Below are 15578 nucleotides of genomic sequence, written 5' to 3' on the forward strand. Positions count from 1 at the left end.
GTCGCTTGGTGGGTTACGGCGCACGCAAAGCGCCGTGATCGATCATCGGTCAGTGCTGATGTGCGCCTAACCCACCCTACGAAAATGAATGCCTTATTGAAAGCGATTTGGAATAAGACGGCTTGCCAAAACCCTGGTTTTGCGGATGGCCGTTAACACGGCGGAGTCCTGAACCGTGTAGATCGACCTTGCCGGAAAACTTCCGGACAGAACGGGCGCCCGGCGGATGCGCTCAAGGTTCAAGCGCTACCCCCCTGAGCCTCGAGAGTCCTCGATACCCGAGCACGCCGAGCACCCCCATCGCCGCGCCGAACCCGAGTACCGCGGTGACGCCCACCGCCTGAATGCCGATCCGACCCGCATCCGGAAAGCCGAACACACCGGCGGTGCCGAACAGCCCGACGCAGAGCGTCCCCCAAATACCGCAAACCCCGTGCGCCGCGATCAGGTTCGCCGCCACCCGGTCCTCCCGGACAACCCGTTCCGCCAGCAGGCGAGACGCAATCGGCTGCAGCAGGGCGGCACCGCCGCCGATCACCATGGCTTCGACCGGCGCGACCGCATCGACCGCCGCCGAGATCGCCACCAGGCCCGAAAGCGTGCCGGCGGCAATCCCGGCATAAGTCTCGCCCACGCCGGCTCCGCGCCGGGCGCCGACCCAATAGGTCAGGGAAACCGTCAGCCCGGTCGCCCCGGCCAGCAGGGTATTGAGGACCAGGAAAGCGCTGCGCGGCTCTTCGAGCGCCTGGTGTCCGAGGATCAGTCCGAACCATCCGGCCCACACGATCAGCAGCCCGAACAGCACCGGGGAAACGTGCGGCCGAACCGCGCTGCCTTCCGGCTCGAATCCCCGGCCGACCGGAAATGCCCGGGTCCACGCCAAAGCCACCCAGGCCGCGAACGAATGGAGAGTGGTAGCGCCGGCAAAATCGACGAATCCGAGTTCTTCCAGCCAGCCGGAATGTCGCGACAGGCCCGGGCCGCTCACGCTCCACAGCCCGAGCACGGGATACGCCACCGCACCCAATACCAGCGCCAGGACAACAGCGCCCGGCAGCGACACGCGATCCGACACGATCGTGCTGACGATCAGTCCACCCACGACGACCAGGCCAAGTCGGTAGAGCCGCAAGGCATCGGCCACGTCGGCCGCCAATCCGGCGTCCGCGGGTTCTCCCCCCGAAACCGGATCGGCTTCCCCGAATAGCCCGCCGAAGCCGATCGTGAAATAAGCCAGGATGAGTACGGCGGCGACCGCGAAATTCCGAAGAGCTGCATGCGACACTGCCCAAGGCTGCAACTGGGGAGTTTCCAGCAGGGTCAGCCCCAAGCCCACGGCGAAGGCCAGCAAGGTGGCGACCAGCAGTCGGGCAGTGGCGCCGTCGTACGGCTCGACCGCCGCGGGCGCGGTTTCGGGCCGCAGAACCGCGTCCCGCGCGGTGCCCGCGGCTTGAACCTTGATCGCCGGCTGCGCTCCGGACACGCTCGGCGACGATGCCTGCGGCGCGGGATTCGGGGCTCCCGGCGCCGTTCGGCGGCCGCCGGCGTGGCCCGCCCGGCTGGACTTGTCGGCCGCGAGGCGCGCCGACAGCGCTTCCAGGCGTTCGACGAGGTTCTTTTCCGCCGACAAGCGTTCGTAGACCCGGATCGAGTTCTCTTCCAGCTTGGCCTTGAGGTCTTCGATGGATTTCGCATTGGCGCGGACGCCTTGGCTCATTCGGTCCAGTACGTCGCGCAGAGCGCCGATACCCTGCCCCTGCTGCTCGAACCTGCCCTGCAACCCTTCCTCCAGCGGGACGAGCCGCTCTTCCAGTTTCTGCTCGATAAGCTCGATCGTCGCCTCCTGCCCTTTCTTGCCCGCCTTGTCCGCCGCAGCCGCCGCCGGCGCGAGCCCGAGCGCAACCGCGAACAGCATGATCGCCGCGGCGGTCCGGCGCAGGCCGCCGTCGGCGGAAACCGGCGGCGCCCTACCGTGTTCCCCGGCCATCCCTAAGTGCTCTTTTTCGGATCGGAAGCCAATAAAAACAATAAACCCAAGAGCGGCGTGAACAAGACCGACGACCACAGATACCCCCAGAAGCCCCACTTGCGGCGTCTTCCGAAAAGCGCCACGGCCAGGCAAAGCACAATGTAAAGCAGGATGATGACGAAATGATTGATCATGCCGATTCCCGTTGACGTTAAACCCAGCGACTCATGGTTGCGACGACACGAACCATTCCAGATACACGTCCGGCGCGAGCCCCATCAGTCGGCCGGAGCTCAGCAGCCCGAAATCGTTCAGGCGTTTCAGGTTGACCGCCAGCACCGGCAGGTTGTCCAGCCGTTCGGTCAGTTCGTAGACCCGTTTGCCATGCAGTATTCCGCTGAAGAGGCGCGTGTAATAGTCCGTGTGTATATCCTCTTTATCGGCGAGCCGTCCGATCCGGATCGCCATGCCTTCGTCGACCGTGGTATCGCCGTGCAGCGCCAGGACCGGAATCCGATAGTGTTCGAGCGGCTGTTGCAGACGCACCGCGGTAGCGTGGTCCACACCCCTCAATTCGGCGATATTCAAGGCGTCGATCACCAGGGTGAGCTTGCCGTAGCAGTTCAGCAGCTCGCCTTCGATCCGTTTCGGGTCGGCGGCGGCAAAGGCGACCCCGCAGGGATGGACGCCGAACCCCCGCTTTTCGCCCAAGGACTTGATCCGCGCCAGGTACTCCGGTTCGGCCCCGCCTGCTTCGGCACCGTGAATCACTCCGAGCTGGTTGAATTGGAGGATCTCATGCAGGAAATCGAGCTGCACGATGCGAAGATCGTCCGGATGAAGATTCGTCGCAAACAATTTTCCGAACGCCGGAACGCCGTCGGCCCGGGCGGAGGCTGCTTCGATCGTGCGCTGAAAGCGCCCCAGGAAGTACGGCAGATGGACCGCCGGGAGGACATGCCATTCCCCGTCCCGCAGCACCTGGAAGAAATACTTCTTGCCGAAAACCTCGCCGCGCTCGTCGAAGACATGAACCCCGGTCACGCCGGTCCAGTACGGCAGGTAATGCAGGGTAGAGGACAGCGCCAGGGGCATGGTCGATTTCGCCTGCTCGATGGCGGTCGCCAGCAGCCTCAGGGAATCATAGCCCTGCGCCGCCGCCGAGTCGGGATCGGTCCGGAACCGCTGCCGGTATTCCGCGATGAAGGTCTGATTGGTTTTGGTGTCGGTCCGGGCCACATAGGCGACGGGGGCGATGGAATTGTCGCCGGCTTCGCCGACGGCTTGTTTATAACCCTCCTGGTTGAGAGCATCGCCGCCCATGACCGGAACCGTGACGCCCATGTGGCGCATTTGCAGGACCATGCGTCCCGATTCGGTCGGGCCGGCTGCGACGAACACCATGTCGACTCGCTTGTCGACCAACTGGGTGATCAGATCCCGATAGTCGCTCCTGTCGGCGGAAAACGAGCGCCGGTAAGAAAACCCCATTCCGCGCGCCAGGGCTGCATCCTCGAAGGAAAATGCCAGTTCCCGGCTTTGATTGTCGAGAGCGTACAGCAAGGCGATCCGTTCGAAGCCCAGCAACTGGGCCACGCTTGCGATCTGCTCCGCCATCAGAGAATTGCTGGGCGCCTGGCGAAAAACGAACTTAAAGCCATGCCGGGTCAGGCCTTTCCCCGCCGAGAAAGGCGGCAGGAAAACGATCTGACTGGCTTCATAGATCACCGACGCGGGAATCGCGACATCCGACCGCGCGTGGCCGAGCACCGCGGTCACCCGGGGATCGCGGGCGGCTTCCAGAATAGCGGTCTGGGGACCGTCGAATCCGAGCCCATCCGCGATGATCCGCAGCCCCAAGGTGCGGCCGAGCAGTTTTCCCGGCCGCTCGTTCACGTGCTCCACCGCCAGGCGGATGCCGTTGAGGTAACTCTCCGCCCCCGGTTCATCGATCGCCGCCACCACGATGTCGCCCCGAGAAATCTGGGCATGCGCTATTCGGCGCTTGGCGAGCGCGTCATAATCGTCGCCGCATCCGGCGAGCGCACCGAGCAACACGAACAGGATCGTCCGCCGCATCGATCCATCCCTCTCGCTAGGGCGTATTGAGGATCAAGGGCAGGCCGTCCTTGCCGGACCCGATCACGATGATTTTGGCATTGTCCGACCTGGCCAACTCTCTGGTGGCCTGGATGCCCTGGTGTTTCAAGATGCCTTCGGTCAGCCCCTTCGCGAGGATTTGGTGGTACTGCTTGATACCTTCGCCCTCGATCCGCAAGCGCTCCGCTTCCCGGCTCGCGGTTTGGACACGGAATTCGTAAGACTTGAGCAGTTCTTCCTGGGTCAGCTTGTCTTCGATCGCATCCTTGATCTTGGCCGGCAACTCGATGCTGCGGATGATGATGTCCTCGACGTGGACGAAATTGCGCCCGACTTCGTCCAGGGCCAGCAGGATGGTCTTGGTCAAAAGGCCCTCTTTGTTGGTGTAGATGTCTTCGGCCGTGTAATTCCCGAGTTCCTTGCGCATCACCGATTCGATCTGGGGGATGATAACGCGCTGCAGATAGTCGGGACCGATCCTTTGGTGCAACAGGCCGAGCAGCTCGAGTTCCGGCTGGTAGCGAATTGCCAGGAACAGGTGCAGGGCCAGGCCCTTCACGGTGAGCACGTCGAAGTCATGCAAGGCGACCTGTTCCCGCGTTTCGTAGATATGCATCGTGTTGAACGGATTGATGAGATGGACACCTTCGGGATAGACGTAGCCGATCTCGGTGCCGCTCCACAACCGGAACAAGACTCCGGCATGGCCTCCCTCGATGACGATGACGACCCGATGCCAGAGCACGACTACCGCCAGCAGCAGCGACAGGGTGAACACGATGAGCAACGGCAATTTTCGCCACAGCCAGCGGCGGAAACGGCGCCGCCTGGCACTTGCCTTCGCGGTGGCGGAAAAATCCGTTTCTTCGCGGGCTTCGGTGGCGTTCACGGACGGCGGCAAAATGGTCTCCAGTTGTACAAGCTTGGCAAAAACGTGTTTCGGGGGGACCCCGGAGTGACATGTTCAAACACCCGGGCATCGAGCCTTCGACGAGACCGGGCCGTGGTGCCGCACGGATGCGCGATCCCGGCTTTCACCGCTGCGGCTCGGCTCGCAAACCAATACGGGAATGCCGCCCCGAGGAGCGCGCTAATGGCCGATGTTCCGATCCGCCCGGGAAATTCGACGAGGTAAAGACGGGCAAGAATATGCAGCATTTTAAGCTGGATCGCCCTGGAGGCTTCCCTGGATCACGAGATCCGCACGTCGGCGCGCTCCAGGGGCTCGCTTCCGCGGGGGGGCGAACATCCGCGGCACGCGTCTCGTCCTCCGCTGCTACTTGGCCGCCGAGGCGCTCTCGGAGCCCGCCGCCAGGACCTCGCTGAGAATCGGAACGAAAACATTCCAATCCTTGGCGGCGACGCTCCGGATGGCTTTCGCCGCCAGAGCCTGGCGCTGGGTTTCCGAAGCCATGATCAGTTCATAAGGCGGCAGGGATTCTGCGAGTCCTTCGGATATCAATCGGGTGAAAAGACGGCTCCGGAAATCCCGGTAGCTGGCGTCGTGCGGATTGGCCACCAGTTTATGGTAGTGATTGAACAGGGCGATCCCGTCCTGATGGCGCATGGCTTCGCAACAGCCTTCGAGATAATCCACGACGATGGTTCTTGCAGCCTTGTGCAGTTCCGGCGCCACATCGATGTGCTGCTCGACCAGCCAGGACAGTTGGATGTTCAGGTCGGCGCAAAACGCCATCATCCGCCTGGTCAGTACCTTGAACCCTTCCTCGGACAGGGACAGCAACCAGGCCCGCAATTCCGGTTTATCGTTCAGGGAAGCGTCCACCCAGATGCGGAATGTGGCCGCCGGGTCGTCGTTTTTCTTTCCGAGCAACTCCTTCACCCTTTCCCGGAGACCCTCCGGAGCTTCCCAATACCCGCCCAGGAGCAGAGCAAAAACCACCAGAAAAACGAGGATGACAAGAACCAGCAAAACACTCATGAAACCTATTTTCGTTTAGTTGAGGACAAACCAACAGGATTGCGGCACACGCACATCGGGGCCGGTCCTCCAACGCGACCCGACGGACCTTGTACGCGGACGGTCCCATTACGCCGAGGCGGGCGCGGCGTCGCCCTCGCTCTTGGCTTCCGCGGCGGCTTCCTTGCCCTTCTTGAGTTCCCGCTTGAACAGCGATTTCATCCTGGCGGGCTCGAAATCGAACAGGCTGCCGCCGGATTCGAAATGCCTGGCAAACACCCGTCCCACCGCATAAGTCACCGCGCCCCCGGTGACCGCCACGCCCCCCATGCCGCCCAGGGTGCCGAGCAAGGGAACGCTCTTGGCGAGACTCGCCAGGCCCATGATGCCCACCACCGAGGTCGCTCCGGACAGCAGCGACGTCACCAGCGACTTGGCGATGTTTTCCTTGAACGGCACCTCGTAATGCTTGGCGAGGCCATGAATCAGCTTGACTTGCAGGGCCATGATCGCCCCGAGATCGGCCAGGGGCACCGGGATCAGCGACACGCCGGTCGCCGTCAGCACGTAGTTCTTGATGAGACTCTGGGCGCGGGCCGCGCGCTCGGCGCGGGCAGAGGCCGCGAATTGCTCTTCCAAAGCGGGGGTCGGATCGTTCGTTGCCATGGTGTTCTCCAGGTGATTGGGACGTCAGGGGGAATCTTGGGCGCTTCTCGGAGCGGTCCGGCGCAGTGATGGCCGCGGCCGAATCCCGCGGGACGGGGGACCCGCCGGATTCGACTGCAAGCTCGGCAAATCGCCGAGGCGTCTCCGGCGCCTGGCGGGAGTCGAACCGACAAGGTTCGCCTGGAAAGCCGTAAACAACCGGAAACGACCTGTTGCATTATGTGCCAACTGCCGACGCGAGACCCCTGCCGTTAGTCATGGGTATCGCTCCCGACGGTCGGGACACAGGTGCCGGCGGAGCGTTTCTCAAACCCAAGCGGACTTCCGTTGACCGAGCCCCTCGGATCGGTAGTTCAGTCCGGCGCATACGGTCCCGCGATTCGCCGGCGCGAACCGTACCCGAGGCTTTATCTGCGCGGATAATCTCGCAGCGGGCGGCGCGGAAGGCCTGTTCCTGAAGGGCGTAATCTTGATCGGCACTGGACATGCGGGCGTAACCGCGAATGGAATAGAGGGCCGGCAAGCCCCACGGACGGGAGGGCCGGGTAGTCATTCGAGGTAGCTCATGATTCGCGCCAGCTGCTCAATGGCGGCACCGATCCGGTCCGACCGGATCATGCCATAGCCCAAGACCAGACCGTTGGGGGCGGGCTTTTCGACCGCGTATCGTTCGAGGGCATAAAGGCGGATGCCATCCGCCGCCGCGGCCCTGGCCAATTCCGTGGCCGGAATCTCCCGACTCAGCTTCACCGCCAGGTGCAGGCCCACCGCATCCCCTACGGGCCGCAGCCGGGCGCGGCGAGATGGCGGCCACATAGGTACCGGAACCCGGCCGGACAGTCAGATAGCCCTCGCTCAACAATAGGTCGTAGACCGCCACCGTGGTATTGCGCGACACACCGACGGCGGCGGCAAATGCCCGGGTCGAAGGCAGTCGCGTATTGGGGTGGAGCCGTCCGTCGAGGATCGCCTCCCGCAGTTGGCTATACACGGCGCGCAGCAGTTCACGGGAACCCTTGGGCGGGAGAGTGATGGGCAGTTCGAAAAGTGGCTCCATGATTTTTGTCGCTGGTGGTCCTTTTCCGCTATGACTGCCGCCCTATTGTGTGCGTCCCATCCGTCACTATTTGGCAAAGGAGCATCCTATGTTGGCAATCGAACCGTTCATCCCCGCAACCGCGGGCAATCCTCAGCTGCCGTGGATTTCAGTGGGCCACGGCATTTCCAAGAAGCTGCTGGCCCTGTTTCCCTAGCGCGGGGAATGGGTCACGCTGCTGCGCCTGGAGCCGGGAGCGCGCGCACGCCGTTTCTGCCGGCAATGGCCGAACCAGACCGAAATCACCGTGCCGGGCATCCACTACCTGCAGGAAGATTCGCCCCACGAAATCGGCGCGGCGCTGGCGCAATTTGTGGCGCGGCTCCGCGCTTTGCCGGCCCCGCCCTTATCCGGAACGGCCGTATGAACGGCATGCGAGGTCGAACGGACATCCGAACGAGCCGGTTATTCCAGCCGGCTTCCATTCTCCGCCTGCGTACCTCAAACCGCCCATTCGGGCCCCGGATCCGTCCACACCGCCGGGGACGATACTACGACCGGCAGGCTACAGGGTTCGGCTCCTGCCAGAGGAATCATCCGCCTGGCCACGATCCGGCGGCTGACCGCCGGGTCATGTTCGACGCAAATCGAAACCAGGTAATCCGCGCTCGGCCGCAGCTGCCAGAACAGCCATCGATCCGCGGCGTCTTCCAGCTCGGCCTGCAGCGACAGCGTCACACGGCCTTCGCGGTCAAAGTGAAAGCCGAATTTATCCAAAGGCAGGGATAAGCCCATGCCGCGCGCCTTGATGTAAGACTCCTTCAAGGTCCAAAGCTGAAAAAAGCGTTCTGCCCTGCGCTCCGGCGGCAGCGCTTGCAAGGCGGCGATCTCCGGCGATGCGAAAACCTTGTCGACGATGTCGAAAGGTGCCGCCCGGATCGCGGTATGTTCGGCGTCCACGCCGATCGCGCCCGGAAAGGCGATGCCCAGGAGAATCAGGCCATGGGTGTGGGACAGGTTGAACGAAACCGATCGGACCCGGTTGCCATCGCCGGCCAGGAACGGTTTGCCGTAGGCATTCGCCGAGAAGCGCAAGTCCTTCGGATCGATTGTCACGTACTCCGACAAAACCGTGCGCACCAGCGCTCGCGTCACCAGATAACGCTTCCTGTCCTTTTCGAAATAAAAGCGGGCCATCTGCTGCCGTTCGTCGTTCGATATCAGCTCGCGATAGGCGTGCAGCAGGGACTCGTCGTTTATCGATTCGTAAAAGCAAAGGCAAAGGTGGATTTCTCCTGAAGTCGGGCGGGCCGTAATCATTTTGCGGTTGATGAGCTATATACCAAGAGCATTTTCATAACTACTGTACGGAAACTCGCTAGCTTTCCCGGCCAACCGAGAATTCGGCCGAATCTCCGCCGGCGTCCGATGTTCAAACCCGGGCCTCCGCTTGGAAATCCTGGAGGAAGCCCGGCGCAAGGTCCTTCCCGGAATAGAAGCCGCGGCAGAACTCGACCAGGATTTCGCATGGCCCGGGTTCGGCCAACAGAACCAGATGATTCGACGCATCCACATCGATCATCGAAAATTTCGGAAAAAGCGTTCGCCACAGCCGCCAGTGATCCGCGTGGTCGAGTCCCAGCTCATCAGCGTGCAGCACGAAATAGGGTTCCAGCTCGCCCATGTAAACCCCGTTTCGGTTGCGAAAATACACGCAATCGACCGAACCGGCATCGGGAAGCGGAAGAATGTCATAAAGATGCGCCTGATGCGCCGATTGAACCGCGGACTGTTTACGGATTTGCCCGCGCATCTGCTCCTCGGTGTAAGGAAGACCGCGCGTTTTCGCCAATCCGATCAACTGCTGCAAGCACGCCTCGTCGTCCAGCGAGAGGTCCAGTTCGTCACGATGGATCAGAATCGATGAAAATGCCTCGGGGTTCTGCATGACGCGGGTTTGCAGGGCGATGTTGACGGCCTGCAATAAGTCGTCCTTGCGCGACTGCCGGACCTCCTTGATTTTCCGCGTATCGAACGTATCGAGCATCACCACGGTCGCCACCGTTTCCCCGGCGGCCTGCAATTGCCGGGTCACTTCATAGGCGAGCAGCCCCCCCAGGGAATAGCCGCCCAGATCGTAAGGCCCTTTCGGCTGGACGCTTTGCATGGCCTCGATGTAATGGGAAGCCATCGCCGGCACCCCGTAAATCGGATCGTGTTCGCCCATCCAGCCGCGGGCCTGAATCCCGTAGAAAGGCCGCGCCGAGGCTTCGGCCAGAACCTGGTAGGGATGAACCCCGCCCAGCCCGCCGTGAAACCAAAAAACCGGCCGTCCCCGGCGATCGTCGTTCAAAAGGATGAGTTCGGGAAACCGCGCATCGGGCGACAGCGAAGACGAACGGTTCGGCGATGCCGCATGCCGCGCAAGCGAAATCTCGTCGAAACAATCGCGATACCGTTCTCTCAAGCAAGCAGACAATCGCTCGACGGTGGGATATTCGAACAGAATGCTGGAGCTGATCTTCCGGCCCGCGATGTTTTCCAGGGACTTCTGAATTCGCACCACGCCCAGGGAATTCAGGCCCAGTTCGAAAAAGTTCCGGTCCGGCTCGATACCGTCGACGGGACATGCCAAGGTTTCGGACAGGAGGTTCTCGAGCAGCCGCGCCAGCTTGTCCTCCCGTGGCAATCCGTGCTCTGCCGCCGCTTGGGTGGCTATTTCCGGGCGGCCGGCATCGCAGGTTTTCGCAAACACGTAGCCGGGCAGGTGCAGCCGACGCGGTTCGCCACCGCGGTAAAGCGATCGCCAGTCCACGCTTTCCCCGCCAGCCCAGCGCTCTGCGAGAACAGCGGGGGGCAGGGACTCGAGATTCGCGATGGAAGGCGCCCCTCCCCGTGGCTTGCCTTCGCCCAGCCAGACCCGTTCGATTGTTTCTTTCCGGCCGGACGGGCTTTCATCGCAGCGCCCCAGCCATTCCAGTCTGTCGGCCAGTTCGGCTAAAGTCTCGACCAGGAAAATCGCCCGGTGCCTCATCTGCGCGCGGCCCGCTTGCAGGGTGTAGGCCACGGCATTCAAGTCCAGCGTGGGGTTCGCCCGGAAGAAACGGGCCAGCCGCCGCGCAGATTCCCCGAGACTCGCGGCTGTCTGCGCGGACAGCGGGACCAGAACGGCGGCGGGCCGAAGGATCCTGGACACGGCCCGAACCGGCCGGTACTCCTCCAGGACCAGATGGGCATTGGTTCCGCTGTGGCCCAGCGATGTCACGGCCGCCATGCGCGGCTTATGGGCGTTGTCGGGCCATTCCCTGAGCACCGTGTTGACCTGGAACGGGCTGTTTTCGAAATCGATGTGTTCGTTGGCTCGCTCGAAGTTGAGTGAAGGCGGTATCAGCCGATGTTTGAACGCCAGCAACACCTTGATGACGCTCAAGACACCCGAGGCTGCGGTGGTATGACCGATGTTGGCCTTGACCGAACCGATGGCGCAGTAGTGCTTTTTCGCCGTGAATTGCCGAAAACTGTGATTCAGCGCATCGATTTCGATGGGATCGCCCAGTTTCGTTGCGGTGCCGTGGGTCTCGACGTACCGGATGTCCTCGACATCGATGCCGTGGGCCCGGTAGAGCGATGACTGCAAGCGGCTCTGGGACAAATAGCTGGGCACGGTCATGCCCGCGGTTTGTCCGTTCTGATTGGTCCCTATCGCGGCGACGACGCCGTGCACGGGGTCCATGTCGCGCTCGGCATCGCCGAGCCGCTTCAGGATCAGGATACCCGACCCGTCGCCCACCACCATGCCGTCGGCCCGATCATCGAACGGGCGGCAGTTTGCCGTGGGCGACAGCATTCCGGCACGATTCATCATGACGAAGGCGCGCGGGTCGGTATAGATGGTGACGCCCCCGACGATCGCCAGATCGATGTCGCCGCTGCGCAGGTACCGGCAGGCGACATCCATGGCGACCAGCGAAGACGAGCAGGCGGTATTGACGGTCAGGGCGGGACCTTTGAGGTCCAGAAAATACGCGATTCGCGACGACAGCACGCTGGTATCGGTAGCCAGCACGCTGTGCGAAGACAAATCCGCGTTTCGGGCTCCGCCTCCGACACTGCCGATGAAGATGCCTACCGGCTGTTTTTGCAGGGATGATGGATCGATCCCGGCGTCTTCCAGTGCCCTGTAGGCATCCTCCAGCAGCACGCGTTGCGGGAAATCCATGGCGGCGGCTTCGTCCGGGCCTATGCCGAAAAAAGCCGCGTCGAAATAGTCCTTGCCCTGCAGACGCCCGTAACGCAGGGGAACCGGCTTATCCGAATGCGCGGCGAAAAAATCCAGCCAGCCCGGGTCTTCGATGCCCTGGATACAATCCTTTCCCTCGCGCATCAACGCCCAGTACTCGTCCGGATCAGCGGCCCCCGCGCAGCGGCAGGCCATACCGATCACCGCGATCTTTTCCGGGGCTAAGCGGCGGCCGGCGGGGTTTTCCGGCTTTTTTTTTGAGCCTCCTCGTCGACCGTGGCGCCCACGCTTTCCAGATGATCCGCCAGGGCATCCAGGGAATTGCATTCGAACAGGATGCTGGTCGGCAGCTTGAGCTCGAACGCGCCGTTGATCGCCTGCATCAGTTCCACCGCATGAATGGATGTTATCCCCAGCTCCCGGAAAGACTCGCCCCGTTCCAGCGCATGCCGCGGCAACGACAGGGTGGTTTCGAAAAGCTTGGCCAGTTCGGCTTTCAGCGCCGAAAAATCGGAAAGAGCGTGGTTGCCGGCGCCGGCCGGGGCCGGTGACTTCGGGCGTTCGTCCGGATAAGCGTCGGCCAGCAGGCTTTCGTCCAGGATGGGGTAAGGCATATGGCCGATTTCCAGCATCTCCTGCAAGGCGGCCGGGTATGGCTTGGGCGTGCGTAGTTTGGCCAGGTTATGCGTTTCCAGCTCGACGACATTCGAAAACCGGTCTTTCCGCAAGCGGAACAGCATATAGCTCAACCAGCCGCGCTGGATGGCAATGGCGTTATTGGCATAGTTGCGCCAGGAATCGCGGACCACCTTGGGACAATCCCTGAGGTTTTCCTCGTGATCGGGGTCGTGCTGGAAGTTGGCGATTTGCGGCGACACGTCGACGATCTCGTCGATCACCAGGTGGTGTCTCGCCAGGTTTCCGGCCCATTGCTCCCGGGTCGGAATATAGATATCGATGCTCGGATCTTCGATCGCACCGTGCAGATTGGCGACGAAGTCCATCAGCAGCACGCGGCCATGGTTTTTCAGCGAAGATTCGATGTTTCGGAACAGCCCGTTCTTGTCGGCGACCAGGCAGCTCACCTCCAGACCGATGATGACATCGTAATCGTCACGCGGGAATTTCACCTTGGAACTGTCGCAGTTGAATATGCGTGCGCGTCCATTCAGTCCTTTCTGGGCGATGCGATGATTGCCCAGCTCGGCCTGGGCCCGGGTGATGGTGAATCCGTCCGTGTGTATGTGCGGATGATGGTTGGCGATCTGAATCACATCCGTCCCGTGGCCGCAGCCGATATCCAGCAGATGCCGGATTTCACCGAAGTCTTCCTTGAAAAACAGTACCTGGCGCATTTCGATCTGCTTGCGCTGAATGAGCGCCATTTCCTTGCGATATTTCTTCGGATTCAGGAATACCCGCGTCATCGAAAAACCCGGAATCCGCTCGGGAAACGGGCAGAAAGTCAGGTAGTCCTCATGGAAATCCCGGTCGCTGGTCTCGGCGCAATAGGTGAACAACTCGGCGGCTTTCTCGCCTGCCTTGCCGACGCCGCGGATTATTTCGGGGCTTGCACTCATCGTTGGGTCCTTATTCAGGGCTGATATCTCTGGGAATGTCATTCTTGTCGGACCGGGGCCGGCATCGACAATCTCGCCCGCCGGTCCGGGTTGCGCTTCGGGTTTGTCGGGGACGGATGCCGGAGGCCGCGCATCCAGCCAGTATTCCTTCAGTTCGAACGGGTAAGTCGGAAGATGGAGACGGCCGGCTTCGCTGCGGTCCGCCGAGAGCCGGGCGAGCGTCCGTCCCCCTACCCACATTTGGGCCATGGCGTACGGGTCTCCCTCCGCTCCGGCGGTGGAGGTTCGGCAAGAATCCATGCCGGCATCGGCATGGCCTTCGAATACGCCTTCCGGCACCGGTTCGCCGGCGAGATAGGCTTCCGCCTGCCGCATCCATTGGTCGCGGCTGCGGGCCACGAAGGCCGCGCGGACCTTCATCGCATCCCGGCCGACCCGCAGGGTGTGGGCAATCGATGCCAGCGGGTATTCCGGATGCCGGCGTACGGTCTCCAGCAGGCCGGCGACCCGGGCGCGGCATTGTTCCCGGGTCTTCGCGGAAAAAACCAGGATTTCCGTTTGTTCGCGTGCCGGGGCCGGGCGCTTCCGGGACCGGTATTCTTCGATCAGCAGATGGGCGTTATTGCCGCCCGAACCGTAGGAATGCAGGGCGGCCAGGCGCGGCCGCGCGCCCGCCGGCCAGGGCCGGTTGTCGGCTGCCAGGCGGCAGGGCTGGTGTTCCGTCTCCAGGTCGGGAGCGGCTTGCCGGAAATCGCGAATCCGATAAATCGTCCCGGTATCGAGGCTGCGGATGATCTTGAACAGCGCGCCGAAGGCGGAAGCGGACTGCATGTGCCCCAGCGTGGGCTTGAGCGTACTCACCTGGCAACAGCCTTGCTCGAGGCTTATGCCTTTTTCCCCGGCCAGCGTTTGCAGAGCCCGGTTGAAGGCGCGCCATTCCGCGATATCCGTGACCGGATTGGCCATGCCCTGGGCCTCGATATAACCCAGGTCGCGCGGATCGATATCGGCTTCGCGATAACACTGCAGGATCAATTCGACATGCGAGGCAATATTGGGCGCCGCAATCGACATGCCTCCCTGCCCGTTGAAATTGACCGCGGTATGCCGCAGCACCGCGTAAATCGCGTCGCCGTCCGCTTCCGCTTGCGCCAGCGGCTTCAACAGGATGCTGGCGACACCCTCGGCGGGCAGGTATCCGCCGGCATCCCGGCCGAAGGAGCCGATCTTCCCGCTACGGCTCAATTGCCCCAGGGCGGACAGCGAGATGTACGTCTCCGGGCGCAGCAGCAGGTTGGCCACGCCGGCCACGGCCAGACGGCTTTCGCCGGAACGCAGCGAGGCCACGGCCCGGTGTATCGCCACCGCCCCGCCGGAACACATGGTATTGAGGTATTCGCTGGGTCCCCGCCAGTCGAAGAAATAGGAGATCTGGTTGGCGATCATGCTGGGCGCATTGCCGATGCCTTCACTCCGGGTTTTGTCCCACAGCGAGGATTTAACGTATTCGTTCTCTTCGGCGCCCACGAAAACCCCGGTACGGGTTCTGCGCAGCGCATCGGGCGCATAACCGGCATCCTCCAGGGTCTGGTATACGGACATGAGCAAGAGGCGCTGGCGGGGGTCCAGCTGTTTCGCGTCCCTCGGAAGCATGCCGAAAAAACCGGCGTCGAACCCGCGAATGTCCGGGATGAAACCGCCCCATTTGGCATGGCTCTTCATGGGATCGGCGGCGCTGGGGTCATAGTACCGTTCCCAGTCGAAGCGGGTTCCGGGGATCTCTTCCAGCAAGCTTTCGTCCTTGTCCAGCACCTGCCAGAAATCCCGTACCGACCGGCACTTGGGCAGGTAGCCGGACAGTCCGATGATGGCTATCGGCTCCGGGACGGCCGATAGGGCGGAAGCGGGCGCTGGTCCGGCTCCGTTCCCGCCGGCCTCCCGCGGCGTCTCCGGTGCAGCCGCCCCGGCGGCGGGAGAACGGAGCGATTCGGGCGCGGGTTTCGGCCTGGATAAAGCCGCGACTCTCGCCCCGATCTGATTCAACAATTCCTGCTTGTCCATGGTTC

10 protein-coding genes and 1 pseudogene are annotated in these 15578 nt (G+C 62.5%); all 11 read right to left on the minus strand.

Translation table 11 applies throughout. The annotated features are described in order from the left end of the window. Positions 1 to 232: 232 nt before the first annotated feature. The 11 genes and pseudogenes from sS8_RS09325 to sS8_RS09365 all read right to left on the minus strand — a co-directional run bounded on the left by sS8_RS09325 (position 233) and on the right by sS8_RS09365 (position 15573). Complete coding sequence (locus sS8_RS09325) at positions 233 to 1987, minus strand: hypothetical protein (protein ID WP_119629410.1); 1755 nt, start codon at positions 1985 to 1987, stop codon at positions 233 to 235. A 2-nt stretch (positions 1988 to 1989) separates the two neighbouring features. Continuing rightward, positions 1990 to 2163 (minus strand): hypothetical protein, encoded by a 174-nt coding sequence (locus sS8_RS28045; protein ID WP_170161016.1) that lies wholly within the window; start codon positions 2161 to 2163, stop codon positions 1990 to 1992. 31 nt (positions 2164 to 2194) lie between these two features. Further along, complete coding sequence (locus tag sS8_RS09330) at positions 2195 to 4048, minus strand: ABC transporter substrate-binding protein (protein WP_119629411.1); 1854 nt, start codon at positions 4046 to 4048, stop codon at positions 2195 to 2197. 16 nt (positions 4049 to 4064) lie between these two features. Then, entirely contained in the window at positions 4065 to 4970 is a 906-nt protein-coding gene (locus sS8_RS09335; RefSeq protein WP_170161017.1) for a prohibitin family protein, read from the minus strand. 375 nt (positions 4971 to 5345) lie between these two features. Continuing rightward, a complete protein-coding gene (locus sS8_RS09340) occupies positions 5346 to 6011 on the minus strand; it encodes a hypothetical protein (protein ID WP_119629413.1) in 666 nt (221 codons plus the stop codon). Positions 6012 to 6119: 108 nt separating this feature from the next. Next, positions 6120 to 6656 carry a YcjF family protein gene (locus tag sS8_RS09345; RefSeq protein WP_119629414.1) on the minus strand — a complete coding sequence of 179 codons (537 nt, stop codon included), beginning with the start codon at positions 6654 to 6656 and terminating at the stop codon, positions 6120 to 6122. Between the two features lie 549 nt (positions 6657 to 7205). Beyond that, complete coding sequence (locus sS8_RS29095) at positions 7206 to 7472, minus strand: hypothetical protein (RefSeq protein WP_232020718.1); 267 nt, start codon at positions 7470 to 7472, stop codon at positions 7206 to 7208. Between the two features lie 55 nt (positions 7473 to 7527). After that, positions 7528 to 7713 (minus strand): annotated as a pseudogene (locus sS8_RS29100) (GntR family transcriptional regulator); the annotation flags it as partial. A gap of 480 nt (positions 7714 to 8193) precedes the next feature. Beyond that, the gene (locus sS8_RS09355) at positions 8194 to 9012 is read right to left on the minus strand and encodes a 4'-phosphopantetheinyl transferase family protein (protein ID WP_119629416.1); all 819 of its coding nucleotides are present in this window, start codon (positions 9010 to 9012) and stop codon (positions 8194 to 8196) included. A 112-nt stretch (positions 9013 to 9124) separates the two neighbouring features. Next, positions 9125 to 12259: a type I polyketide synthase gene (locus sS8_RS09360; RefSeq protein WP_119629417.1), complete on the minus strand. Its 3135-nt coding sequence runs from the start codon at positions 12257 to 12259 to the stop codon at positions 9125 to 9127. Beyond that, positions 12154 to 15573, minus strand: a complete 3420-nt coding sequence (locus sS8_RS09365) for a beta-ketoacyl synthase N-terminal-like domain-containing protein (RefSeq protein WP_119629418.1) — start codon at positions 15571 to 15573, stop codon at positions 12154 to 12156. Before sS8_RS09365 ends, sS8_RS09360 begins: the two co-directional genes overlap by 106 nt. Between the last annotated feature and the right edge of the window lie 5 nt (positions 15574 to 15578).

This window comes from Methylocaldum marinum (assembly GCF_003584645.1).
Lineage (GTDB): Bacteria > Pseudomonadota > Gammaproteobacteria > Methylococcales > Methylococcaceae > Methylocaldum > Methylocaldum marinum.